The following is a 23,743-nucleotide window of genomic DNA, read 5'->3' on the forward strand; positions in this document are numbered from 1 at the left end:
AGTGTGCGTAATCAAGGCTGTGCGGCAATTTCGTGTAAGCGCGCGAGCATCAGGAGCAGCACGTGTCGATCAGCGCCTGGGCGAACGGATCCCTGGTCTTCCGTGACGTCCACCGCCCCGTGCTCCCCGAACTCCCCGATCTGCCGGAGCACCTGGTCACCCCCGAGGACGGGAAGCCGGTCGCCTCGCAGCTGATCAAGGCCATCGCCGAGCTGCTCGCCCAGCTGGCTCTAGTGCGCAAGGAGTCACTCCTGAGCCCCGTCGGCGGCTGGCCGCACGACGAGAGGGACAGCGGAGGGTTCCTGCGGGACCTCGCCCGGCACACCCACGAGCGTGACGTGCAGCCGATGCGGGCCGAATTCGGCGGCCTCTTCGACGCGTTCGGCATCGGGCCTGACGCCCTGATCCAGTGCGCAGGGCGGTCGCCCTCGATGGTGCGGCGCCCGTACAGCCTCCTGAACACGGACCTGTGCCGGTCCACGGTCCTTCGCCCGTACGACCGGAAGCCGTACGACCGGAAACCAAGCGACCGGAAGCCGTACGACCGGAATCCGAGCGACCAGAAGCCGAGCGACCGGGATCTTCTGGTGAGCCTCGACTGGTCCCGGGCGCTCTACGGCGACCCCGCCTACGACCTGGCGTCCCATCTGGTGCGCATGCGGTATCCCGAGTTCCAGTGGCCGGAGGTGATCGACGCCTGGGTCCGCGCCATGAGCGGGCGCAGACCCGCGGCCGTGAAGAGGGTCAGGGCGGACGTCTGGAGCTACATCGCCCTCGAACAGGTCCGTGCCGTCCATCTCGACGTGATGAGGGCGGCGGGTTCCCTGGGGGAGACGCTCGACAGCACACGTCTGGGCGCGGCCGCCGAATCCGTACGCCAGTGCCTGCACGCGGCGGAGAAGCCGCTCGGTCTCGCACGGCTGCCCGAGGTGAGCGTGGTCGAGCGCGCGCTCTTCCGGTGGCAGGCGGCCCGGATCGAGAGCCGGCACGCGGCAGCGGCGGCCGAGGACCCGTCGCCCGTGTCCACCCTCTCCTGGCAGCCCGACGAACGCGTCCCGGAGCGCCCCGACTTCCCCAGGACCGCCGTTCTGAAGGCCCTTGCCGCGGAGGGCGCCGCACAGCAGCACCGGGTGTTCAAGGGCACGGCCCATCTCAACACGGTGGTGCGGGTGGACGGGGTCGAGCGGCCCGTCGTGGTGAGGCGCAAGGCAGGGGCCGCGCCGCGTCAGGAGGGCGGCTTCCTCAGCGAACACGCCGTGCTCGCCGCCATCGAGAAGTCGCAGGCCGGGGTCAGCGCGCCGAAGATCCTGGCCCTCGGGAGCAGCGGCCGGGGCGACCTGTTCGCCGTCCACTCCTACGAAGGCCCGCTGGTCGGCGAGCAGCCGCCGAACCACCCTGTCCACGGCCTGCTGCCCAACGAGGCGGACAACCTCGTGGACCAGCTCCACGCACTGACCCGGGTCGACCACCGCGGGCTCGATCCGGCCGCACCGCAGACCGGCTTCTACGGCAGGCTGAGCGCGGAACTGGTCCGGTTCGTGCACTCGCTGTCCAAGGAGACCCAGCGCCAGGCCCGCTCCCGCGGACTGCCGAACGGGTGGCGGTTGCAGGAAATCCTCGGCAGGTACGACACCACGTCACGCCCCTCGGTACTGCTCCACGGCGACCTCAACCCGTGGAACCTCGTGCGATCCGGGTCCGGCGGCCGACTCACCATGATCGACTGGGAGTTGGCCATGATCGGTGATCCGCTCTACGACCTGGTGCGCCATCTGCATCTCACCCCGACGCGGGTCGAGATCAGACAGCGTCTGTTCGCGCGGTGGGCCCGCGTGCTCCCGCCCGAGTACACCAAGGGGTGGGAGCAGGACTGGCGGGTGTACCGCTGGATCGAGCTCGTCCGGTCCGCCTACGTGGATCTGGACCGGCTGGAGGGCGACGCCGTGGACAGCCCGAACGTGCGGCGCGCCGTCGATTCGTACGCGATGACCTTGGACGCGGCGAAGGCCTCACTGGGGCTGCGCCGGGAGCGCTGAACCCCTCACGTCTCCCACGGCTCCCGCGTCTCCCGCGTCTCCCATGACCCTTACGCCCCTCACGCCGTCCGCCTCCTGAACAGCACCCCCGATGCCCCCACCGAGGCGGCCAGGATGCCCGCGCACCAGGCCAGGGCCACCCAGGGCGTCGAGCCCACCGGCTGGCCGAGGAGCAGGCCGCGGAGGGATTCGATGACCTGGGTCACCGGTTGGTTGTCCGCGAAGGGCCTGAGCCAGGCGGGCATGGTGGATGTCGGGACGAAGGCGCTGCTCGGGTAGGGGAGGAAGCTCACGAAGAACGTGAAGCCGCCCGCCGCCTCCGGGGACTTGGCCAGGAGGCCGACCGTCGCCGAGAGCCAGGACAGGGCCAGGATGAACGCCAGGAGGATGGCCGTCGCCGCGAGCCAGGCCGCCGGGGTCGCCGACGGGCGGAAGCCGATCGCGAAGGCCAGGGCGAGGACCAGGGTCGTGGCGATGAGGTTGCGGGCCACCGAGGCGATGACGTGGCCCGTCAGGATCTGGGTGCCGCCGATGTCGAGCGAGCGGAAGCGGTCGATGATGCCGCCCTTGAGATCCTCCGTGACCGCGATCGCCGTGTTCGACGAGCCGAATCCGGCACAGAGGAGGAGGACGCCGGGGACCACGTACATGACGTACGACCTGGTGTCCGTCTTGATCGCGCCGCCGAAGAAGTAGACGAAGATCAGGAGGAGCATCACGGGGAGCGCCATGGAGGTGATCAGGGCGTCCACGTTGCGGCGGCTGATGCGGATCGCGCGGCCGGTCATGACCAGGGCTTCAGACATGGGTCAGGCCCTTCGGTCGCGACGGGTCGGTCGGACGCGGGTTGGTGAGCGTCAGGAAGACGTCGTCCAGCGTCGCTGTGCGGGTGGTGAAGCTCGCCAGCTCGGTGCGGTCCGGGTCCAGTTCGTCCAGCAGATGTCGTACGTCGCTTGCCGTGCCGTCCGTCGGGAAGCCGAGCGTCAGGGTCTCGGGGGAGTGGTGCGTGGCCTTGGGGGAGAGGCGGAGGTAGGCGGCCTGGGTGGTGACCGTCGCGTCCAGGCGGTGGCCCGCCACCAGGGACTTGAGGGCCGACGGCGATCCCTCTGCCGCGATCTTCCCCTCGTGCAACACGGCGATGTGGTCCGCCAGTTGGTCTGCCTCCTCCAGGTATTGGGTGGTCAGGAAGACCGTCGTGCCTTGTGCCGTCAGGTCGCGTACCACCTGCCACATCTCCTGGCGGCTGCGCGGATCCAGGCCCGTCGTCGGCTCGTCGAGGAAGATGACCTCCGGGTCGCCCACCAGGCCCGCCGCCAGGTCGACGCGGCGGCGCATGCCTCCGGAGTACGTGCGAACCAGGCGGTCTCCCGCTTCCGTGAGGCCGAAACGGTCCAGGAGTTCGGCCGCTCTGGCGCGGGCGTCGGGCCGGGGCAGGCCCGCGAGCCTCGCCATCATGCGGAGGTTCTCCGCGCCGGTCTGCGTCTCGTCGACCGCCGCGAACTGGCCGGTGAGGCTGATCGCGCGGCGGACCTCGCGCCGCCCGGTGCGGATGTCGTGGCCCGCCACCCGTGCCGTGCCCGCGTCGGGCGTGGTGAGCGTGGTGAGGATGCGGACGGCTGTCGTCTTGCCGGCGCCGTTCGGGCCGAGGAGGGCGAAGACGGTGCCTGGGGGGACGTGGAGGTCGATGCCGCGCAGGACGGGTACGGCTCGGCCGCCGGGTCCGGACCCGGACCCGGACCCGGACCCGGTTCCGTAGGACTTGGTGAGGGCTTTCGCCTCGATGGCTGGGGCTGGAGTGGGTGGGGCGGGTGGCATGGGTGTCTCCCCCGGTCGGGTGGCGCTCTGGGCGCGCCTCGATCTACTGCGTAAGGCTTACGCGATACCGTGTAAGGGTTACGCAGAACTACGATGTGCGTCAAGCGCGGCAGCTCAGGAGGAGGTAGCGACGGATCATGGCGGCGGACGGTGGAAGTGCGAGTGAGGGTGCGAGGGGGAGCGGGAGCGGGAGCGGGAGCGGGAGCGGGAGCGCGGGTGGCACGCAGCTTTCCGCGACCCTCGAAATGGCATGGGGGCTGCGCGAGCGCCCGTCGAAGGGGCCCAAGCCCGGCCTGAGTCTCGATCGCATCGTCGACGCGGGCATCGCCATCGCCGCCGCGGAGGGGATCGGTGCGGTCTCCATGGGGCGGGTCGCCAAGTCGCTCGGCGTCTCGACGATGTCCCTCTACCGGTACGTCTCCGCCAGGGACGAGCTGTACATCTTGATGCAGGACGTGGCGACGGGAGCCCCGCCCGAGATGCCCGCGGAGATCACGGGATGGCGGGCGCGCCTGGAGTGGTGGGCGCGGGCGCAGCGCGAGGTCTTCCGGGGCAACCTGTGGCTCGTACGGCTCCCCATCACCTCGCCGCCCGTGTCGCCGCACCAGTTGGAGTGGATGGAGCAGGGGCTCGCGGCGTTCGACGGCAGCGCTCTGCAGGAGGGCTGGAAGCTTTCCGTGCTCATGCTGGTGGGCGGCTTCGTGCGGAATGAGGTCATGCTCATGGCCGATCTCGACGGCGTCATGAGGGCGGGGGGTCAGGAGCCCGATGAGGTGATGCGACGGTACGCGCGCACCATCGACGCGCTGACCTCGATCGACCCAGGGCGCTTTCCGGCGCTGCGACGGACCCTCGCGTCGGGGGCCCTTGATATCGCCGACGCCGAGGACACGGAGTTCGAGTTCGGGATCGGGCGGGTGCTCGACGGGGTGGCCGTGATGGTGGAGGGGCCGGGGAGCGCGTAGCGGCGAGGCGGTCTCGCGCTCTCACGTGTACGCGTGCGCCTCGCGCTCTCACGTGCACGGGGTGCGCCCTCGCGCTCTCACGTGCATGGCGTGCGGCCTCGCGCCCTCGCGCTCTCTTATGTACGCGTGCGGCCTCGCGCCCTCACGCGTACCGCGTCAACCCCGAACGCAGCTGCCCGAACGCCCGGTTCGTCGCCACCACCGCGTCCGGCCAGACCGCTTCCGCCTTCTCGCCCGCGTCGACCCGGCGCCAGATGTCCAGGGCGAGGATGCGTTGTACGGCGATGATCTGGCCGGCGGCCAGGCGCGCGGCGAGCTTGTCGCCGTCACCTCCGTTCGGTGCTCCGTTCGGTGCTCCACCCGGTGCTCCGTCCGGTGCTCCGTCCGGTGCTCCGCCCGGCGCTCCACCCGGCGTCCCGCCGCCCGACGCCTCGTTCAGTGCGTCCCCCAGCGCCTTCTCCGACCGCTCCTGGTACCCGTACAGCCGCGCCACCAGCGACGGCGTCCCGTACAGCAGCCGGTGGAAAGCCAGTACGTGGGCGTTGTCGCACAGGCCCGTCACCGGGTCCTGGCGCTCCAGGCCGTCGAGGAAGTGGCGGTGCAGGGCGTCCAGGGGGGAGCGCTTCGCGGAGCGCGCGGTGACGACCCGTGCCGCCTCGTCCAGATGGTCGGCGAACCGGTGGAGTACGAGGTCCTCCTTGGCCGGGAAGTACCGGAACAGGGTCGGCTTGGAGATGTCGGCGGCTGCCGCCACCTCCGCGACCGGCACCTGATCGAAGCCCTTCTCCAGGAAGAGCGCGATCGCCGCGTCGGACACCGCCTGGTACATCCGCTGCTTCTTGCGCTCGCGGAGGCCGGTGCCGCCGGTGCCGCCGGGGCCGCCGGTGCCGCCGGTGGCGGAGTCCGTGCCGCCGCCGTTGCCCATCTCTTCGTCCGTCATGGCGGGAGCTTACCTCACTCCTGATTCTCGGTAACAAATTTAACTGAGTTACATTATTCTCGACGGTATGACGCGACTCGACGAAGTCCTGACCCAGGAACGCCGCTACCACGACACCTGCCGCACCGCCCTCACCGGCATGGTCGACGGCGCCGAGGAGCAGGTCGTCAGCGGAGCGGACGTCTCCGCGTCCGGCGCCGACGCCGAAGTCCTCGGCTACCAGTTCCGCAGCCACGCCAAAGCGATGCGCGAACTCCCCGAGGCTCCGCTCTTCTTCGGCCGCCTCGACTTCGCCGCCGAAGGGCCGGAAGCCGCCGAAGCCGGTGATCATCGCGGGCAGAGCTACCACATCGGCCGCCTCCGCATCACCGAACACCCCTCGGCCCCGCCCCTCGTGGTGGACTGGCGCGCCCCCGTGTCCCGCGCCTTCTACCAGGCCGGGGTCCGCGCCCCCCAGGGCGTCTCCGTCCGCCGCCGCTTCGGCTGGGCGCCCGGCAGCAAGGGCGACTCCGCCGACCTCACGGGCCTGGAGGACGAGCCCCTGGCCGCGCACCCCGCCCCGAGCACCGCGCCCGCGCACCCCGCCCCGAGCACCGCGCCCGCGCACCCCGCCCCGAGCACCGCGCCCGCGCAGAGCAGCCGCATCCTCGCCGGAGAGATCGAACGCCCCCGCGTCGGCCCCATGCGTGACATCGCCGCCACCATCCAGCCCGAGCAGGACGACCTCGTCCGCGGCGAACTCACCGCGTCCGTCTGCGTCCAGGGCGCCCCCGGCACCGGCAAGACGGCCGTCGGCCTGCACCGCGCCGCGTACCTCCTCTACACCCATCCCCAGCGAGTGCAGCGCGCCGGACTCCTCATCCTCGGCCCCAACCGCACCTTCCTCCGCTACATCGCCGAGGTGCTCCCCTCGCTCGGCGAGACCGGCGTGCGCCAGTCCACCGTCGCGGACGAGATCGCCAGGCCCGAGGCCCCCGTCCGGGCCCAGGACGGCGAGAGCGCGGCGAGCGTCAAGCACGACGCCCGGATGGCGGCCGTCCTGCGCCGCGCGCTCTACTCGCGCGTCGCGCCGCCCGCCAACTCCATCGCGGTGCCGGACGGTTCGTACACCTGGCGGATCGCGCTCGACGATCTGGAGCGGATCATCGCGGACGTACGCGCCGAGGAACCCCCGTACGCCGTCGGCCGCGAGCGCGTGCGCACCCGTGCCGTCCGGTACATCCAGGAGCAGGCCGAGCGCCGCGCGGGTCCCGTGAACAACGCCTGGCTGCAGAAGATCTCCCGAGCCCGTTCCGTCTCCGGCTTCGTCGAAACCGCCTGGCCCAGGGTCAGGCCGGAGGAGGTGCTCGCCGCCCTGCTCGCGGACCCGGAAGCCCTCGCCGCCGCGGCCGACGGCATCCTCGACGCCGACGAGCAGCGGGCGATCCGCTGGGCCAGGCCCCCGCGCTCGTACAAGTCGGCGAAGTGGTCCGCCGCCGATCTCGTCCTGCTCGACGAGATCGCGGGTCTGCTCGAACGGCCCGACGGCTACGGCCACATCGTCGTCGACGAGGCCCAGGACCTCTCCCCGATGGAGGCCCGCGTGATCGCCCGCCGCGCGGACTTCGGCTCGCTCACCGTCCTCGGCGACCTCGCCCAGGGCACCACCCCGTGGGCCGCCCGCGGCTGGCCCGAACTCCTCGCCCACCTCGGCAAGCCCGACGCCTCCGTCACCCCGCTGACCACCGGATTTCGCGTACCGAAGGCGGTCGTGGGGCTCGCCAATCGCGTACTGGCCTCGCTCGACGTCGACGTACCGCCCGCGCGATCGCTGCGTGCGGACGGTGAGTTGAGGATCAAGGAGGTACGGGATCTGGGTGCCGCCACCGTCGACGTGGTGCGCGACGCGCTGTCCCGCGAGGGCTCCGTCGGTGTCATCGCCGCCGACGCCGACACGGACCGCCTGCGCGAGGCACTCACCGCGGCGGGCATCGAGAGTGCGGGCCCGGACGATCTGGGCGCGCGTGTGACGGTGCTGCCCGCGTCCGTCGCGAAGGGTCTGGAGTACGACCATGTGGCGGCCGTCGAGCCCGCCGCCATCGCGGAGGCGGAACGACGCGGGCCCAGCCGCCTGTACGTGGTCCTGACCAGGGCGGTCTCCCGGCTCGACGTGCTGCACAGCAGGCCGCTTCCGTGGGAGGGGTGAGTTGCCGACAGGCACGCGTGCATGCCGTTGCGGTTATATAGCCGCGGCGTTATGTTCGGAGAGTGCCCATACCGTTCGACGTACTCGCCGACCCCAGCCGCCGGAAGATCCTCGATCTGCTGCTCGAGCGCCCTCGTCCGGTCGGTGAGCTCACCGACCGGCTCGGTCTGAGCCAGCCCGGCACGTCCAAGCATCTGCGGGTCCTGCGCGACGCGGGTCTCGTGAAGGTGCGGCGGGACGGGCAGCGCCGCTGGTACGAGCTGCGGCCCGAGCCCCTCGCCGAGCTCGACGCGTGGCTCGCGCACTACCGGCACCTCTGGGCGGGTCGGCTCGACGCCCTCGAACGGCACCTCGACGTCATGGACGGTGACTCCTCATGAACCCGCACTCCGACACCCTCGGCCACGACGAGGAAGGCGGCCGCAGCGTCCTGCGGATGGAGCGCCGCCTCGCGCACCCGCCCGCCAAGGTCTGGGCCGCGATCACCCGGCCGGAGCACCTCGCGCAGTGGTTCCCCTCCGAGGTGACCCTGGAGCTGCGGCCCGGCGGCGCGTTGGGCTTCCACTTTCCCGGCGACGAGGGCCCCGGCATGACCGGCGAGGTCACCGACGCCGACGAGCCGCGCCTCTTCGCCTTCAGCTGGGGCGACGACCACCTGCGCTGGGAGATCACCCCGGAAGGGCCCGACGGCCGGGGCTCGCTGCTCACCCTCGTCCACACCTTCGGCGACCGCTTCGGCGCCCCGAGCTTCGCCGCCGGCTGGCAGCTGTGCATCTCGGCGCTCGGCCAGTTCCTGGACGGTGGAAAGGCCGAGGTGAGCCGGGACGCGGGCGAGCTGCACGAGGCGTATCTGGAGCAGTTCGACCTGGGCCACGGGACGGTGACCGGCGACGGCGACGGCGACGGCGACGGCGACGGCGAAGGAGGTGGAGGCGGCAACGGCATCCGCTTCGAGCGGCAGCTGGTGCGGTCGGCGGACGCGGTGTGGGCCGAACTCTGCTCCGGCGAGGAGCCGTTGGAGGGCGACACGGCCCCCGACGGCTTCTTGGCGGACGGCGTCTCCGCGGGCCCGGTCACCGCGCTGCGGGCCCCGGTGTCGCTCACGTACGCCGTGCATCCCAAGGGTGAGGTGCGCTGGGAACTCGGCGAGGGCACGGGCTACGGCACCCGGCTCGTCCTGACGCAGACCTGCCCCTTCGACACCGCGGCGGCCACGGACGAGGCGCTCGCCGCCTGGCACGCCCGCATCGAGCGGTTGGCGGGACGGCTGTTGGAGGGCTGAGGTCCCCTCCGCGCCCCGTCAGGTGGCGCGTCAGGCGGGCTGCGGGGCGGGCGCTGCCGGAGTGGGTACGACCTTGCGGGTCTCGCGCATGAGGAGCAGGCCGTTGACCACCATCAGCGTCGCGGTCAGGCAGTGGACGCCGAGCGCGGTGGCCACGGAGCCGTGGTGGGCCAGCACGGTGGTCATGTCTCCGTACGCGGCGAAGGCCTCCACGAGCAGCGCCCAGCCCAGCGCCCGGCGGTGGCCCGTCACCAGCAGGATGGCCAGGACCAGGGCCATGACGACGTCGCGGATTCCCTTGATGACCAGAAAGCCGCCGCCGTCGCCGGACGGCCAGCTCGGCAGCCCGAAGCCCGGCGCCGTCGTCTCCGGGCTCACGATGAACTCCGTCCCGAACCAGAGGATGAAGAGGATGAAGGCGGCGGCCAGGACGGTGTTGATCTTCTTCAGCGGCATTGTTCGTCTCCTCGCGAGTCTTGGTCAGCTTGGTCGGCTTGGTCAGCTTGGTCAGACGAGGGCGGCGACCAGTAGGGCGAAGGCGGCGATGAGGAGCGCGACACGGACGTAGTGGAAGCGGTTCCAGCGGTTCATCTGCTCCTTCCAGTCGGCGGGCCGGTTGTCAGGGGTCCACGTCTTGTTCCGGTTGTTGATCGGGACGAGCAGCAGAAGCGACATGATCACGCTGACGAGCAGCAGCCCACCGGCGGTGACGACGAGGCCGGTTCCTTGGTGGTGCCATCCGGCGACGGCCCAGATCGCGAGGAGGATGAGCGAGCCGATGTACCAGAACGGCATCACGGCGCCGAGCATCCGGCCCCCGTGGGCGTGGCCGAGTTGGCCGCTGTCCTCGGGGAGTGCGTTGAGGATCGGGTTCATGACAAAGGCGACGGAGAACTCCACCCCCACCATCACGCCGAAGACCACGGTGGCGAACACCTCAAGTGCGTTGAGCATGACGACCTCTCCCGTCCTGACATCTAGCGTTGCTAGCTGATGAGGCAACGCTAGTGCTACTGCCGCTCGATTGTCTAGCGGTGCTAGGATCGAGTCATGTCGGTACAGGAACGCAAGCAGCGCGAACGGGCGGAGCGGGAGCGCCTCATCGTGGCGACGGCCCGCGAACTCGCCGAGCAGCAGGGCTGGGACGCGGTCACCACCCGCCGGCTCGCCGAGCGCATCGAATACAGCCAGCCCGTCCTCTACAGCCACTTCCGTGGCAAGCGCGAGATCATCGGCGCCGTCGCCATCGAAGGCGCCGCCGAGATGGCCGTGGCGGTGCGGGCCGCGACCGCCGCAGCGGACGGTCCGCGCGCCCGGGTGTACGCCCTCGCCCGTGCCTACCTCGACTTCGCCGCACGCAACCCGGCGGTCTATGACGCCCTGTTCCAGCTCGACGGCGGCCTGGCGTTCGCGGAGGAGGACACGCCGGAACCTCTCAAGGACGCCTTCGCCTCGCTGCTTGAGAGCCTCGGTGAGGTCGCCGGGGACGGCATCGACCCGGGACTGTTCACCGAGACGTTCTGGGCGGCCCTGCACGGCCTGGCCACCCTCACCCGAGCGGGACGGCTGCCGCCGGAGTACATCGAGCCGAGGGTGGAACTCCTTGTGGACCGGCTCGCCATGGCCTGACCCACCACCCCGGCGGGCACTCAGCCGGGGCGGTGGGGTGGTGGCAGCGGGCGTGGGTGGTGCAGCCGCGCCCGCGGTGCTCCTACTTCTCGCGCTTCTCGCGCGGCTGGTTGAACCGCAGCATGTTCCCGGACGGGTCGCGGAAGGCGCAGTCGCGGACGCCGTACGGCTGGTCCATCGGCTCCTGCAACACCTCGCCGCCCGCGGCACGGATCCGCTCGAAGGTGGCGTCGACGTCGCTGCTCCGGAAGATGACGCCCCGCAGCATGCCCTTGGCGAGCAGTTCGGCCGCGGCCTGGCGGTCGGCGGCGGAGGCGTTCGGGTCGGCGAGCGGCGGTTCGAGGACGATCTCCACGTCCGGCTGCGAAGGCGAGGCGACGGTCACCCAGCGCATGCCCTCGAAACCGACGTCGTTGCGTACTTCGAGGCCGAGTACGTCGCGGTAGAAGGCGAGCGCCTTGTCGTGGTCGTCGACGGCGATGAAACACTGGGAGAGGCTGATTTCCATGGGTACGACGCTACGTACCGGCGTCGGGTTTCGCTTCTCCGTTTCTGACCGGCCGGGTGCGGGTCTTGGCGACGCAGGCAGGGATGGCGGCGCCGTGGTCGTGGTCGCGGGCCCGGTACGCGCTCGGGCTCTCGCCGACCAGCTCGGTGAACCGTGTGCTGAAGGAGCCGAGCGAGGTACAGCCCACGGCCATGCAGACCTCCGTCACCGACAGGTCCCCGCGCCGCAGCAGCGCCTTGGCGCGCTCGATGCGGCGGGTCATGAGATAGCTGTACGGCGTCTCGCCGTAGGCGGCGCGGAAGCTGCGCGAGAAGTGCCCGGGCGACATGAGGGCGGCCCGCGCCAGGGCCGGGACGTCCAGGGGTTCCGCGTAGTCGCGGTCCATCCGGTCACGGGCCTTGCGCAGGAGAACGAGGTCGGGGAGAGACACAGCCACACGGGGAACGTTACCGACTGCGCGGGAATGCGGCGCGTGCGTCAGGCCCTGGGGGAGCGGCCTGGCGCGCTGGCTCCGTAGCGACACGGGTCCGCCCCTCCTTCTCCAGGGCGTGGCGGGGCTCAGCGCACCGGGAAGCCGAAGGAGTAGCCGTCCTGCTTGAGTTGGGGCAGGACCTGGCGCAGGGCCTCGACGGTCTGGGTGCGGTCGCCGCCCGCGTCGTGGAAGAGGAGCGTCGGGCCGTTGGGCAGCTCGCGCCGGACGGTGGCCACTATGGCGTCCGTACCCGGGTGCTCGAAGTCCTTGGTGTCCACGTTCCAGCCGAGCGGGCGCATGCCGTGGGATGCGGCGAGCTTGCGGCTGTAGGGGGTGAAGGCCCCGCCGGGCGCGCGGTAGTACATGGGCCGTACGCCCCCGGACGCCTTGGTGATCATGCGTTCGGCGTCGACTATCTGCTTCGACTGGTAGGCCTCGGATTCCTTGTCCATGGCGGTGTTGTGCGACACCGTGTGGTCGCAGAGACGGTGCCCGTCCGCGACGACCTTCTTCACGAGGTCGGGGTAGGCCTGCGCCTGCGTCCCCACCATGCAGAACGTGGCCTTCACCTTGTACTCCCGCAGCAGTTCGAGTACTTCAGGAGTCCACTTGGGGTCGGGGCCGTCGTCGATGGTGATGTTGACGCCGCGCTCGCCCTTGTCCGAGGCGTGCGCGATGGTCGCCGCGACCGGCTTCACCTTCGACGTGGCGGGGGCGTCCGCCTTGGGCGAGTCGGTACCGGCCTGCGCGGTCCACACCGAGGCACCGGTGGCGAGCAGTGTCACGCCGAGCGCCGCACCGATCACCTTGCCGTACCAGCCCCGTGTGTTGCTGTGCCGTGCCATGTCCGCCCCTTTGCGTACTGTGCTCGCCGATCCCCTGGTCACTACGACCCACCAGGGGGGACGAGGCACGGTGACGGAAGGATGCGCCCGTTACCGATCAAGGACAATTCCGGGGGAGTTCGCGGACAACTCTCCGCGAGCGGCGGCCGAAACGGTGTGGATTGGCCCGATCTCGCCCCCGCGCGAACGGCCGTACACGGTCTGGCAGTTGAGTGCGGACCGTGAGATCGTCCTGGGATGTCAGACGCTGCGGGGGAATCGGTTTCGGCGCGACCCGACGACCGACCTGATGACCGGCCCGACGACCGACCTGATGCCCAACTCGATGGCCGGTCGGACGGCCGCTCCGATGATCGACTCGACGGCCGCTCCGACGGCCGCCTCGATGATCGACCCGACGACCGCGTCGCATCCGCTCTGCGCTTCGCGGTGGAACTCGTCGCCTGGGTGGCGACCCCCTGGGCGCTGGCCGGTCATTCGTGGCTGCTCGCCGTCCTGTCCGTGGTGCTTCTGATCGGCCTTCCCACGTGTTTCTCCACTCCGGGTGACAAGGCGAGCGTGATCATCGCCGTACCGGGCTGGGTCACCATCCTTCTCGTGCTTCTCCAGATCGCCGCGGCGGTGACTTCGTCGTGGCTGGTCTGGCCGACGTGGGCGGCGGTCCTCGTGTCCCTGGCGGCGGTCACCACCCTCGTCACGGAGCGGCGGCGCTGGAAGTGGCTGTCCGGTTCCCGGTAGAAGTGGCGGGGAGCGACGCAGCTGACTGACGACATTTGTACAAGACCGAGGCCAGCAGCCCAGGCATCCTCCCGTGCATGGGTATCTACGACGGCGAGCACTTGCACGGGATGCATCTGGTCCACGACGGCCCGCGAGAGGCACCGCCGCTGGTGCTCGTCCACGGATCGGGGGCCTCGGGCAGCTCCTGGGACCCGGTGGTACCGGCACTGGCCAGCCGGTATCACGTCATCCGGGTCGACCTCCCGGGCCACGGCCAGTCCCCGCCCGCGCCGTCGTACGACGTGCCTGGGCAGGCAGCCCGCCTGGCCGCGGCGCTCGATGAGCTCGGCCTTCGTCCGGTCACCGTGGCCGGGCACTCCAGCGGTGGTTACATCGCCACCGCCCTCGCCGAACAGCGCCCGGACCTGGTGGGTTCGCTCGCGCTGATCAGCAGTGGCCCGAGTCCCGACGCGCTCCTTCCGCAGCCCGCCCTCCTTCGGGTTCTGCTCGCCCCGCCGCTCGGCCCGCTTCTGTGGAGGGTCCGTTCCGACGCGATGCTCCGCCGGGGGGTGACCGCGGTGTGCAATCGCCCGGTGGACGTCCCGGACGACCTGGTCGCCGCGGCACGGGCCATTGGCTACCGCAGGTTCAGGACGGTGCTGCGCCAGAACAGCGCGTACATCGCCGAAAGGAGCGTACCCGCGCGCCTGATCGCACTCGACGTCCCGGTTCGGGTCATCTTCGGTGCTGCCGACCGTCGTTGGGATCCGTCTTCGGCACACCAATACGACACGGTGCCGAACGCGCGAGTCGAGCAGCTGCCCGACGTCGGACACTTCCCCATGCTCGAAGCACCGCAGGAGACAGGGGAGTTGCTGCTGGGCTTCGCGGCGAGGGCCGCTGAAGCCCATCGCCTAGCCTGATGTGGTGAGGACCACCGAATCACCACATGACTGGGCGTCGGTGGAGATCGCCGTGCCCCGGCAGCGGGGCCGACTACCGGGGGTCAGCATGGCCGGGTTCCGCCAACGTGCCCCGGCGCGCGTGGATATCGCCATGGTCGCGCACCCCTCGGTCACTCTGTTCGTGGACCTGAGCGAGGGAGACAGCCTTGTCTACGACGCCCACGGCCGGCGCGAATGCGGCAGCACGGTCGTTGGACTCGGACCGCCCGACCTTCGGCTCGGAGGCCGGGCGGCCGGGGGGATCGAGTGCCTCCAGATCCGGTTGTCGCCGGTCCTGGCGGTCGCGGTGCTCGGCGCGTCGACCGACCTCAGCGGGACGGTGGTCTCCCTGGAGGATGTCTGGGGCCGCGACGCCGGGCGTACCGAGGACGGGCTGCGGGCCGCCGCGTCGTGGGACGAGCGGTTCACGATCGCGGCGGATGCCCTTGGCCGACGGCTGAGCGCCCGCCCGTCGCTCGATCCAGAGGTGACTGCTGCCTGGTGGCTGATGCGCACCAGCCGGGGACGGGTACGCGTCGACAGCCTGGCGAACGAGGTCGGATGGAGCCGTAAGCGCCTGTGGTCCCGCTTCCGGTCCCAGATCGGCCTCACCCCCAAGCGCGCCGCCCGGCTGGTGCGCTTCGACCACGCCGCCCATCTCCTCGCGGCGGGCAACGCCACCGCCCAGGTGGCGGCCGCGAGCGGCTACGCCGACCAGGCCCACCTCCACCGCGAGGTCAAGGCGTTCACCGGGGCGACACCCACCGCCGTGGCCGCTGCGCCGTGGCTGGCCATCGACGACGTCGCGTGGCCGACCTCGTTCGCGAACCTGACGCCGTCGACGTCTCCGGCCTGTCGTCAGCGTCGTCAGGTTCCGGCGAAGTGAGCTGAGGTCCCGGCTGAGGTCCCACGAGAGAGGAGGCGGCTCCGGCCCGGACCGCCTTGTGCGCGAGGCTCAGTCGGCCCGTCGGGTGGAGTCGAGAAGCTCGCGGTAGCGCTTGGCGTGCACGGCGAGGTTCTCGTCGGAGACGGTGCGGGCGCCGTGCAGGACCAGCGGCTCGGCAAGACGCATGCCGATCAGGCGGGCGGTGGCGTCGAGGGGTGCCAGCAGCTGGGTCAGCGTGAAACGGGAGGTGGGATCGACAGGAGCGTACGACTCTTCCGGCCCGCCTGTGGAGGTGACCAACTGGAGGGTCTTGCCGCGCAGTGCGGAGCCGCTGCTGCCGTAGGCGAAGCCGTGGGTGAGGACCTGGTCGATCCATGCCTTGAGCACTGCCGGGACGGAGTACCAGTACCAGGGGAACTGCCACACGATCCGGTCGTGGTCGCGCAGTAGTTGCTGCTCACGGGCGATGTCGAAGCGGCCATCGGGATAGGCGGGACCGATCTCATGGACGGTGACGTGTGCGAGGTCGCTCACGGCCTCGGTCAGGCGGGCGGTGATCCGGGAGGAGGCGAGGTCGGGGTGGGCGACGACAACCAGGGTGCGCGAGGAGGCCGGGCCGGTAGAGGTTGCGGAGAGGGGGCTGGGATGGTTCATCGCGGTTGGTCCTTGACTGTGGTCGGCTTACGGGAGGGTCGGAGCAGCTGATCCGTACGCCACCGTGGACGTCGATCACGTCTGCCGGTGACGCGGGTTACATGGGTGACTCAGGTGACTCAGGTGACTCAGGTGACTCACTTGAGGAGCGTGAGGGGTATGAGGAGCAGGTGTCTCGTGCCTCGATCTTTTGTGACGGATCGATCCGTTACGGAGTTTGTGACGGATCGATCCGTCTGTCAAACTGAGACGTGCCCAGCGCGCGGCCGAAGGGCTCACCGCCTGCCGCCCACCGCGCGCCGCGTCGGCTCGACGCGACGCATGACAAGCAGAAGGAGCGCGCCATGGCCCGCAAGACAGCGGAGGAGAACCGGCGCCACGTCCTGGCCGTGGCGAGCCGCCTGTACTACCAGCGCGGCATCCGCGCTGTCGGTATGGACCTGGTGGTCAAAGAGAGCGGGGTCGGCAACGCCACTGTCTATCGGCAGTTCCCCACCAAAGACGCTCTTGCCAGCGCCTTCACACAGGACCGCGCCGACGCCTGGTTCGCGCGCATGTGCCGGGTCACCGACCAGGTCGACGACCCGCGCGAGAAGCTCCTCGCGATCTTCACGGCCGTCATCGAGGAGACCGGGCTGCCCACCTTCCGCGGCTGCCCCATGCTCAACACCCATACCGAGTTCCCCGACCCGGAGCACCCAGCGAACCGAGTGGCGGTCACCCACGAGCAGCGGGTCCGCGACTGGATGCGTGACTTGGCGGCCGAGGCCTGCGCTCCCGACCCCGAGCAGCTCGCCGACGAACTACTCCTCGTCCTCAACGGTGTCTACGTCACCGCCACCGTCCTCGGACCCCAGGGTCCCGCCCGGCGCACCCATGAGCTCGCCCATCGCCTTATCTGGACCGCCTGCGACGAACCTGGCCGCCCCTGAGTCCGGCACCATGCCTGACCGCCTGACCGCCTGACCGCCTGACCGCCTGACCGCCTGACCGCCTGACCGCCTGACCGGCATGGCGCCGCGGCGTCCGCATCCTCGACATCCTCGACATCCTCGACATTCTTGATGTCCTGCACCGCGACCGCATCGCCCTGCGCGGGACGGGTGACTCGCAGCGCCAACTGCGGGACGGTCCGCTGTCCGTGATGTGGTCGGCGCCGGGCAAGTCGGTGCGCCGCCCCGGTCGTTTCCTTCTCATCGCTGGTAGCGGAAGGATGGCTTCCGGGCCTGGGGCCTGGGCCTGAGACACCACTGCCCTTTCTGATGGAGAGATGGAGATCGTTGCCCGGAGTCAGTGGCGGCATGGTCCGCTCCGGGGCGTGTGCGGCGGGGAAGCCAGGGGCGGGCGACGAGTGTGGCGGGCTGCCACGACGCGGACCTTTGGTGACCTCTTGATGCATCCGATTCGGGCGGTGACCAGCCGTGGATCGTCAGCGGCGCATCCAGATCTTGCCACTGGTGTCCTCGTCGTAGCCTGCGCAGCAGACGCCCACGGCTACGACCCGGGACGTGCCGGGGATGACAGCAAGCCCGGTGATGGAGTGGTCGGAGGCGACATGTTCGCTCGACCAGTTCCGGCCGTCGTAGTGGAAGACCAGATCGTCTCCGCTCGCGGAGAATGCGGAGGCAAAGACCCCGCCATGCCCGTCGGCGGCGGCATTGACGAGCTTCCCGGCGATGCCGGAGCCGATCACACTCACCCACTTGTGCCCGTCCCAGCGCACCGCGACAGGCTCGACGACGCCCCCCGTTCGACCCGTGCGGCCGACCGCCCAGAGCTGCGTCGGCGACTGTGCGGCGAGACTGCGCAGCTCTCCGGTTGACCCCGCGACCGCGGGCGGCAGCGGCACCGTGCGCCACCGCCGCCCGTCCCAGTGCACAGTTACCGGTCGGCCCCGGCTCTCGCCCACGGCCCAGACATCCCGAGGCGACAGGGCATGCAGGGCATGCACGCACATCACCGACGGCAGGGCGACGGCCGACCAGCCCGCAGCCGTATGGTGCCGGAGGAACGAGCGACAGGTGCCGTCACCGCCCCGCCGCCGAGCCGCCACCCACACGTTGCCGGGCCCCGCGACGGTTGCCGCATCCACCAAGGAGTTGGGCTCACGCCAGGCGGGTGTCCACTGGCTGCCGTTCCACCGCGCCGCTCGGGACTCCTGGCCGCCGGTCAGCCCCCCGGTACCGAAGACCCACACGTCACCCGGACCCGAGGCTGCGACGACGCGCAGGCTATTCAGGCCGAGCTTCCCGGGTACCTGGACACCCGCCCACGTCCCGCTGCGCCACCGCATGACGACCGGCTCGTTGTTCTCGTCTCCCACCGCCCATGCCTCTTGCGCGCCGGTAGCCACCACGCCGTACAGGGTTCCGGGGTTGCCGGTGTGGCCCACCGGCCGCCACGGCCCGGAGCTGGTCGTCCCGCTCTGATGCGCCGTCGGACGCGTGCCCTTGTCCGTCGCACACCCACCGACCGTCATCGCCAGGACCGCGCTGAGCACAGCAATCACAAAGCGGCGCACTGGCCGCACCCCCCTCTTGGCCCCCACCTGAAGTGGGATCGTACGAGAGCTGACAGCTTCTGAGACAGGGAAGTCGGTCACAGCGGTGTGACTCGCAGCGATAACTGTCACCGAGCGAGAGATCTGACCTGGCCTTCTCGGTCACGTTCGCAGCGATGGTTGTCACCAAATGCTCGGGCTAGTTGTCACAAGGTTTGTGTTCGCAGTCGGGTTGTCACCAATGCTGAGGTTCCTCCTCACCCACAGGACTCCCATCACGATCGAGGAAATCCACCAGTACGCGACAGCACGCGACCGCGAGTGGCGACCTGCGCCGCTTGGCGACTAGTTGTGCTGACCGGACAGGTTGATTGAGTTTGTCGAAGCCGCGGTCGGCTGATGATCGCTTGACCTGAACCGAGGTCCAGGGGTGAGGCTTGAGGCATGAGTGAGGCAGATGAGCTGTTTGGTATCGCGGAAGTCTCGGCGTGGATCGGTCTGGAGCCCGACACGTTGCGGTACTTCGAACGTCAGGGGGTCGTACCGTCTCCACGGCGCGACAGTGCGGGGCGCCGCCAATACACGACGGCCGACGTCGAGCTGATCCGCATGCTGGTTCATCTCCGTGAGACGGGGATGCCACTGGCCGATATCGCGCAGTTCACAGGCGCTGACGACAAGGTGGCTGATCCGGCCAGGCTCCGAGTGGAGTTGCTGACGGCTCATCGCCGTCGCGTCCGCGATAGGCGCGAGGAGCTGGACCGTGCGCTCGACGTGATCACTCGGAAGATCGCGGACTTCAGTGATCGGATCACGAGTTCGGTGGACCTTCTCGACCGACCAGACTGCACGATTGCCTTCGGTGTCCAGGGTGAGGGGCCACTGCTGTTCCTCGTCGGGGCGCCGGCTGGGCGGGCCGGTTTCGCAGCGCTGGCGCATGAGCTTGCAGGCCGGTTTACCGTCGTCACCCACGATCCGCGTGGTATTGGTGCCAGCCGTGCGGTCCCAGGGATGGCCGCGCCCACGCCTGAGGTCCTTGCCGAGGACCTTGCTGCACTTGTCGACAGGTTCACCGGAGGGCCCGCCCTGTTCGTCGGTACCAGTGGTGGTGCCGTGACGCTGCTGGAGCTGGGCAAGCAGCATCCTGACGTGGTCGGCCGGGCCGTCTTGCACGAGCCGCCCCTTGTATCCCTCCTGGGGGACGCAGACCTGGCTGGCCGAGCCGCAGCAGCGTTCAAAGCTGCAGAGGCTGATCCTCAGTGGGCAGTGCAAGAGTTCTTTGACCTCAGCGGCGCTGCCCACCACACAGGACCAGATCAGACGCCTCCCGCCCATATGGCGCTACCCGAGCTACCGGTCGAGGAACTCGACAAGAACCGCTACTTCCTGGGGCGGATGGCCGGCCCCACGGTCTTCTACGTTCCCGACATCGAGGCCATCCGTCGCGTTTCGGTGACGCTGTGCGCCGGCTCGCTGAGCCATCACCAGATGGCGCGCCGGGCGACCCAAGCACTCGCTGAACTTCTGGAGCTACCTCTGATCGACACGCCCGGCAACCACCTCGGCGCAAGCGCCGAGCCGGCAGAGTTCGCCCACGTCCTCGGGCTCCTGCTCGAACCCTGAACACATCCCAGTGCCCCTCCTGGCCGAACGGCCGAGGAGGGGCCTTGCCATGTCGCACCGCAACGCCGCACTGACTCCGCGCCACCGCCTGAAGGTCGTACGACTCGTCGTCGAGGATGGGTGGCCTATCAGCGAGGTTGTCGCTCGGCTCCAGGTTTCCTGGCCTACCGGTCCCTTCACGCGATTGATCAACGTCCCCGGTCAGTGCAACTAGTGACAGATATCGCTGCGAAGTGACAGTTACCGCTGCGAGTCACAGCGGCCCAGTAGTGGCGTAGCGCACTTTTGCAAGCAGGTGCTTGCAATAGTTAGCAAGCGGCAGGCACTATCGACGTATGGCATCACTCAACGTCGGCAATCTCGGTGAGTATCTGCGTGAGCAGCGGCGCAACGCGCAGCTCTCGCTCAGGCAGCTCGCCGACGCCGCCGGGGTGTCCAATCCGTATCTGAGCCAGATCGAGCGCGGCCTGCGCAAGCCCAGTGCCGACGTGCTGCAACAGGTGGCCAAGGCGCTGCGGATCTCCGCCGAGACGCTGTATGTCCGGGCCGGGATCCTCGACGAGAAGGAGCGGGACGAGCTGGAGACGCGCGCCGTCATCCTCGCCGACCCCTCCATCAACGAGCGGCAGAAGCAGGTCCTGTTGCAGATCTACGAGTCGTTCAGGAAAGAGAACGGCTTCGAGGTCTCGGGGTACGCGGATGAAGCGTCGTCGTACGCGGACGACGCGGACGACACGGACGACGTGGACGCCACCGCTGACGGCCCCCGCACGGCCGACGGCAGTGATGCCAGCCCCAAGGACCACCCCTCAAGCTGAACGCGAATCCGGGAGGACCATCACCATGGCCATCAAGGACGACCTGCGCAACACCCTCACCGACACCACCCCCGCTTACTTCGTCGTCGGCACCGCCGACCTGGCGTTCCAGCAGGCGAAGCGGGTGCCGAGCGCCATCGAGCAGCTGATCGCCGAGGCGCCGGCCCGTATCGACGCCGTGCGCAACACCGACACCAAGGCCGTCCAGGACAAGGCCGTCGCCCGTGCCAAGGAGGCGCAGGAGACCATCCAGACCAGGGTCTCCGAGCTGCTCGGCACGCTCGACACCGACCTGAAGAAGCTGAGCGAGAGCGCTCAGGGCTTCGCCCTCAGCTCGGTCGGCGTGGCCGCCGAGTACGCCGTCAAGGCGCGCGAGAAGTACGAAGAGGTCGCCGAGCACGGCGAGCAGGCCGTGAAGACCTGGCGCGGCGAGGCCGCCGAGGAGATCAACGAGCTGGCCGTGGCCGTCGAGCCGGACGCCGACGAGAAGTCGGGCTCCGCCGAGTCGCAGCCGGGCACGTCGGAGTCCGCCGAGTCGAAGACCGCTGCCGCGGCCTCGGCGAAGAAGCCCGCCGCCAAGAAGGCCCCGGCCGCCCGCAAGCCCGCGGCGAAGAAGACCACGCCGCCCGCCAAGTAGGCCCGCGTACGGCATTCACCGGGTGAACGGGCCGGGCACTCACGGAGTGCCCGGCCCGTTCACCCGGTAGCGGGTACGGTGTCCGCGTACTCGACGATTCGATGATTTGTATGGCTTCAAGAGGCTTAAAGAGCCGGGACTGGTGGTGGACGTTGTGCTGATGCAGGGGTTCGCAAACTTCATGTGGCTGCTGTCGTTGGCGCTGATCGTCTTCAGCGGCTTCGCGCTCGTCGACGCGGCGGTGCGGCGTGAGGACGCCTATCGCGCGGCGGACAAGAAGACCAAGCCGTTCTGGCTGATCATCCTCGGGCTCGCCTTCATCGTGAACCTGATCTTCAACATCCTGTCGTTCCTGCCGATCATCGGGCTCGTCGCGACCATCGTCTACATGGTCGACGTACGGCCCGCGCTGCGGCAGATCACCGGTGGCGGAGGCGGCGGCGGACGCCGCGGCTCCAGCAGCGACGGTCCGTACGGGCCGTACAACGGCGGCCGCTAGAAGCTCCGTGACGGTGACCGGTGACCGGTTACCCGAGAGGGTCTCGGGTCAGCGGTCGCGGTCAAGGAGCAGCACGGCGACATCGTCCGTCAGGTCGCCCCCGTTCAGCTCCCGTGCCTCGTTGACCGCGGCCTCGAGGAGCTCGTCGCCCCGCAGGCCCGCGGCGATCTGGCGGCGGAGCATCTCCACCATGCCGTCCTGTCCCAGACGCTGGTTGCCCTGGCCGATGCGGCCCTCTATCAGGCCGTCCGTGTAGAGCATCAGGCTCCACTTGCCGCCCAGCTCCACCTGGCTGCGCGGCCAGCGGGCGTTCGGCAGGAGTCCAAGCGCGGGGCCGTTGTTCTCGTACGGAAGCAGCTCGGCGAGGTGCCCGTCGCGGGCGATCAGCGGTGCCGGGTGGCCCGCGAGGCAGAGCCCGGCCCTGCGTCCGTCCGGGGCGATGTCGACCGTGCAGAGCGTCGCGAAGATCTCGTCGTCGGCGCGCTCGTGCTCCAGGACCTTCTGCAACGTGCTGAGCAGCTCGTCGCCGCACAGGCCCGCGAAGGTCAGCGTCCGCCAGGCGATGCGCAGCTCCACGCCGAGCGCGGCCTCGTCCGGACCGTGGCCGCAGACGTCGCCGATCATGACGTGCACGGAGCCGTCGGGGGTGCGCACCGTGTCGTAGAAGTCGCCGCCGAGCAGCGCCCGTGAACGTCCGGGGCGGTAGCGCGCGGCGAACCGCAGCGGTGAGCCGTCGAGGAGCGGCGTCGGCAGCAGGCCGCGCTCCAGGCGGGCGTTCTCCTGGGCGCGCAGCCGCGACTCCGTCAGCTGGCGCTGGGCGGCGTCCGCGCGCTTGCGCTCCACGGCGTACCGGATGGCGCGGCTGAGGAGACGCCCGTCCAGCTCGTCACGGAAGAGATAGTCCTGGGCGCCGACCCGCACGGCCTCCGCGCCGCGCTCGGAGTCGCCGTTCGCGGTGAGCGCGAGGACGGCGTGCCGAGGCGCGAGGCGCAGGACGTGCTTGAGCGTGGCCAGCTCGTCCTCGTGCTCCTCGGGGGCCGCGGAGAGCGCGGCTGCGGCGGACGCGGCAGAGGAGGCGGGAGTCGCGGGGGCCGTCATGGCGAGGTCGAGCAGGATGCAGTGCACGTCGTCGGTGAGCAGCCGCTCGGCCTCGGTGAGGTTGCGGGCGGTGCGGATACGGATGGGCTTGCCCATGGCGTCGAGCATCCGGGGCAGGCTCAGGGAGCCCGCCGGGTCGTCCTCGATCACCAGGAGGCTGAGTCCCGGTCCGCTGGCCTGCTGGTCCATGTCCCTGGGCGCGGGTACGGGCTCAAGGGACGTGGGTGCGGGCTCCACGGGCGTGGGTACGGATTCGGGCGCCGGCTCGGGTGCGGGCGTCGGCGTCGGCAGAGCGTGAGCCTGACCGCCTTCCGCGGCCGGGATCGCCCTCTGCCGCGGTATGGGTACGGGCATGGCTTCGGTTTCCTTCCCTCCCCCCGAGGGCACGGTGGATCGACGGTCGAACGATTCACCGACGGGGACCATAGCGTTAGCCGCGCCCCGATTGGAATGGCGCGCGGCAAACAGCCACCGTCATATGCCGGAACAAGGACCGCAATTGGGCACGACAGGTCCTGACCGGAATGACGAACATCACGCCTGAAGGGTTGAGGGGCGGGGTGAGGGTGCGGTGGGTCACATGACGTACGGCACAGGGCGACCCGCCTTGTGCCGCACCTCTGCCGTACGCGTGCCGCACCTCTGCTGTACGCGTGCCGCACCTCTGCCGAAGGCGTGCCGTAACGC

General features: G+C 70.0%; 25 protein-coding genes and 1 pseudogene. 15 read left to right on the forward strand and 11 right to left on the reverse strand.

The genetic code is table 11. The features are described from left to right. Nucleotides 1–62: 62 nt before the first annotated feature. On the forward strand, nucleotides 63–2,036 hold the full coding sequence (locus ACZ5CR_RS34305) for a phosphotransferase (RefSeq protein WP_468864817.1): 1,974 nt from the start codon (nucleotides 63–65) through the stop codon (nucleotides 2,034–2,036). A 59-nt stretch (nucleotides 2,037–2,095) separates the two neighbouring features. Here ACZ5CR_RS34305 and ACZ5CR_RS34310 read toward each other — a convergent pair whose 3' ends face one another. Then, nucleotides 2,096–2,842: an ABC transporter permease gene (locus ACZ5CR_RS34310; protein WP_468864819.1), complete on the reverse strand. Its 747-nt coding sequence runs from the start codon at nucleotides 2,840–2,842 to the stop codon at nucleotides 2,096–2,098. Continuing rightward, complete coding sequence (locus ACZ5CR_RS34315; RefSeq protein ID WP_468864821.1) at nucleotides 2,835–3,851, reverse strand: ATP-binding cassette domain-containing protein; 1,017 nt, start codon at nucleotides 3,849–3,851, stop codon at nucleotides 2,835–2,837. The genes ACZ5CR_RS34310 and ACZ5CR_RS34315 overlap by 8 nt, the downstream gene beginning before the upstream one ends. Nucleotides 3,852–4,096: 245 nt before the next feature. Between ACZ5CR_RS34315 and ACZ5CR_RS34320 the strand changes: the two genes are divergently transcribed. Next, nucleotides 4,097–4,816: a TetR/AcrR family transcriptional regulator C-terminal domain-containing protein gene (locus tag ACZ5CR_RS34320; protein WP_468864823.1), complete on the forward strand. Its 720-nt coding sequence runs from the start codon at nucleotides 4,097–4,099 to the stop codon at nucleotides 4,814–4,816. 142 nt (nucleotides 4,817–4,958) lie between these two features. On the opposite strand, the gene ACZ5CR_RS34325 is transcribed toward ACZ5CR_RS34320, so the two are convergent. Next, the gene (locus ACZ5CR_RS34325) at nucleotides 4,959–5,756 is read right to left on the reverse strand and encodes a TetR/AcrR family transcriptional regulator (protein ID WP_468864825.1); all 798 of its coding nucleotides are present in this window, start codon (nucleotides 5,754–5,756) and stop codon (nucleotides 4,959–4,961) included. A gap of 67 nt (nucleotides 5,757–5,823) precedes the next feature. Here ACZ5CR_RS34325 and ACZ5CR_RS34330 point away from each other — a divergent pair, with 67 nt between their 5' ends. From ACZ5CR_RS34330 to ACZ5CR_RS34340, 3 genes are all read left to right on the forward strand, one after another. Next, nucleotides 5,824–7,941, forward strand: coding sequence for a HelD family protein (locus ACZ5CR_RS34330; RefSeq protein ID WP_468864827.1), 2,118 nt, complete (start codon nucleotides 5,824–5,826; stop codon nucleotides 7,939–7,941). A 62-nt stretch (nucleotides 7,942–8,003) separates the two neighbouring features. Then, nucleotides 8,004–8,321 carry an ArsR/SmtB family transcription factor gene (locus ACZ5CR_RS34335; RefSeq protein WP_468864829.1) on the forward strand — a complete coding sequence of 106 codons (318 nt, stop codon included), beginning with the start codon at nucleotides 8,004–8,006 and terminating at the stop codon, nucleotides 8,319–8,321. Then, nucleotides 8,318–9,223, forward strand: a complete 906-nt coding sequence (locus ACZ5CR_RS34340) for an SRPBCC family protein (RefSeq protein ID WP_468864830.1) — start codon at nucleotides 8,318–8,320, stop codon at nucleotides 9,221–9,223. Before ACZ5CR_RS34335 ends, ACZ5CR_RS34340 begins: the two co-directional genes overlap by 4 nt. Nucleotides 9,224–9,253: 30 nt before the next feature. Here ACZ5CR_RS34340 and ACZ5CR_RS34345 read toward each other — a convergent pair whose 3' ends face one another. Further along, nucleotides 9,254–9,679 carry a DUF4267 domain-containing protein gene (locus ACZ5CR_RS34345; RefSeq protein WP_468864832.1) on the reverse strand — a complete coding sequence of 142 codons (426 nt, stop codon included), beginning with the start codon at nucleotides 9,677–9,679 and terminating at the stop codon, nucleotides 9,254–9,256. 51 nt (nucleotides 9,680–9,730) lie between these two features. Next, a complete protein-coding gene (locus tag ACZ5CR_RS34350; protein WP_468864834.1) occupies nucleotides 9,731–10,177 on the reverse strand; it encodes an anthrone oxygenase family protein in 447 nt (148 codons plus the stop codon). A 96-nt stretch (nucleotides 10,178–10,273) separates the two neighbouring features. Between ACZ5CR_RS34350 and ACZ5CR_RS34355 the strand changes: the two genes are divergently transcribed. Beyond that, a complete protein-coding gene (locus ACZ5CR_RS34355) occupies nucleotides 10,274–10,852 on the forward strand; it encodes a TetR/AcrR family transcriptional regulator (RefSeq protein ID WP_468864836.1) in 579 nt (192 codons plus the stop codon). An 82-nt stretch (nucleotides 10,853–10,934) separates the two neighbouring features. Here ACZ5CR_RS34355 and ACZ5CR_RS34360 read toward each other — a convergent pair whose 3' ends face one another. The 3 genes from ACZ5CR_RS34360 to ACZ5CR_RS34370 all read right to left on the reverse strand — a co-directional run bounded on the left by ACZ5CR_RS34360 (nucleotide 10,935) and on the right by ACZ5CR_RS34370 (nucleotide 12,677). After that, nucleotides 10,935–11,360 (reverse strand): VOC family protein, encoded by a 426-nt coding sequence (locus ACZ5CR_RS34360; RefSeq protein ID WP_468864838.1) that lies wholly within the window; start codon nucleotides 11,358–11,360, stop codon nucleotides 10,935–10,937. A gap of 10 nt (nucleotides 11,361–11,370) precedes the next feature. After that, nucleotides 11,371–11,790, reverse strand: a complete 420-nt coding sequence (locus ACZ5CR_RS34365) for a helix-turn-helix transcriptional regulator (protein WP_468864977.1) — start codon at nucleotides 11,788–11,790, stop codon at nucleotides 11,371–11,373. Between the two features lie 128 nt (nucleotides 11,791–11,918). Next, nucleotides 11,919–12,677, reverse strand: a complete 759-nt coding sequence (locus tag ACZ5CR_RS34370) for a polysaccharide deacetylase family protein (protein ID WP_468864840.1) — start codon at nucleotides 12,675–12,677, stop codon at nucleotides 11,919–11,921. Nucleotides 12,678–12,914: 237 nt separating this feature from the next. Here ACZ5CR_RS34370 and ACZ5CR_RS34375 point away from each other — a divergent pair, with 237 nt between their 5' ends. From ACZ5CR_RS34375 to ACZ5CR_RS34385, 3 genes are all read left to right on the forward strand, one after another. Beyond that, nucleotides 12,915–13,415, forward strand: coding sequence for a hypothetical protein (locus ACZ5CR_RS34375; RefSeq protein ID WP_468864842.1), 501 nt, complete (start codon nucleotides 12,915–12,917; stop codon nucleotides 13,413–13,415). Between the two features lie 77 nt (nucleotides 13,416–13,492). Next, nucleotides 13,493–14,320 (forward strand): alpha/beta fold hydrolase, encoded by an 828-nt coding sequence (locus ACZ5CR_RS34380; RefSeq protein ID WP_468864845.1) that lies wholly within the window; start codon nucleotides 13,493–13,495, stop codon nucleotides 14,318–14,320. A 4-nt stretch (nucleotides 14,321–14,324) separates the two neighbouring features. Further along, nucleotides 14,325–15,227, forward strand: coding sequence for a helix-turn-helix domain-containing protein (locus ACZ5CR_RS34385; protein ID WP_468864847.1), 903 nt, complete (start codon nucleotides 14,325–14,327; stop codon nucleotides 15,225–15,227). A gap of 69 nt (nucleotides 15,228–15,296) precedes the next feature. Here the strand turns inward: ACZ5CR_RS34385 and ACZ5CR_RS34390 are convergent, their stop codons facing one another. Next, nucleotides 15,297–15,881 (reverse strand): NAD(P)H-dependent oxidoreductase, encoded by a 585-nt coding sequence (locus ACZ5CR_RS34390; protein ID WP_468864850.1) that lies wholly within the window; start codon nucleotides 15,879–15,881, stop codon nucleotides 15,297–15,299. A 344-nt stretch (nucleotides 15,882–16,225) separates the two neighbouring features. Here ACZ5CR_RS34390 and ACZ5CR_RS34395 point away from each other — a divergent pair, with 344 nt between their 5' ends. Next, the gene (locus ACZ5CR_RS34395) at nucleotides 16,226–16,813 is read left to right on the forward strand and encodes a TetR/AcrR family transcriptional regulator (RefSeq protein WP_468864852.1); all 588 of its coding nucleotides are present in this window, start codon (nucleotides 16,226–16,228) and stop codon (nucleotides 16,811–16,813) included. Nucleotides 16,814–17,310: 497 nt separating this feature from the next. On the opposite strand, the gene ACZ5CR_RS34400 is transcribed toward ACZ5CR_RS34395, so the two are convergent. Then, nucleotides 17,311–18,402, reverse strand: coding sequence for a hypothetical protein (locus ACZ5CR_RS34400; RefSeq protein WP_468864855.1), 1,092 nt, complete (start codon nucleotides 18,400–18,402; stop codon nucleotides 17,311–17,313). A 423-nt stretch (nucleotides 18,403–18,825) separates the two neighbouring features. On the opposite strand from ACZ5CR_RS34400, the gene ACZ5CR_RS34405 reads away from it, so the two are divergent. The 5 genes and pseudogenes from ACZ5CR_RS34405 (at nucleotide 18,826) to ACZ5CR_RS34425 (ending at nucleotide 21,958) form a co-directional block, all read left to right on the forward strand. Further along, entirely contained in the window at nucleotides 18,826–20,004 is a 1,179-nt protein-coding gene (locus ACZ5CR_RS34405) for an alpha/beta fold hydrolase (protein WP_468864857.1), read from the forward strand. 49 nt (nucleotides 20,005–20,053) lie between these two features. Next, nucleotides 20,054–20,173: pseudogene (locus ACZ5CR_RS34410) on the forward strand (IS481 family transposase); the annotation flags it as partial. A gap of 166 nt (nucleotides 20,174–20,339) precedes the next feature. Then, on the forward strand, nucleotides 20,340–20,822 hold the full coding sequence (locus ACZ5CR_RS34415) for a helix-turn-helix domain-containing protein (protein ID WP_468864859.1): 483 nt from the start codon (nucleotides 20,340–20,342) through the stop codon (nucleotides 20,820–20,822). 25 nt (nucleotides 20,823–20,847) lie between these two features. Beyond that, nucleotides 20,848–21,459: a hypothetical protein gene (locus tag ACZ5CR_RS34420; protein WP_468864861.1), complete on the forward strand. Its 612-nt coding sequence runs from the start codon at nucleotides 20,848–20,850 to the stop codon at nucleotides 21,457–21,459. 160 nt (nucleotides 21,460–21,619) lie between these two features. Beyond that, entirely contained in the window at nucleotides 21,620–21,958 is a 339-nt protein-coding gene (locus ACZ5CR_RS34425; RefSeq protein ID WP_389915919.1) for a DUF2516 family protein, read from the forward strand. A 48-nt stretch (nucleotides 21,959–22,006) separates the two neighbouring features. On the opposite strand, the gene ACZ5CR_RS34430 is transcribed toward ACZ5CR_RS34425, so the two are convergent. Beyond that, on the reverse strand, nucleotides 22,007–23,482 hold the full coding sequence (locus ACZ5CR_RS34430; RefSeq protein WP_468864864.1) for a PP2C family protein-serine/threonine phosphatase: 1,476 nt from the start codon (nucleotides 23,480–23,482) through the stop codon (nucleotides 22,007–22,009). Nucleotides 23,483–23,743: the final 261 nt, after the last annotated feature.

Source organism: Streptomyces sp. NPDC031274, assembly GCF_055570235.1.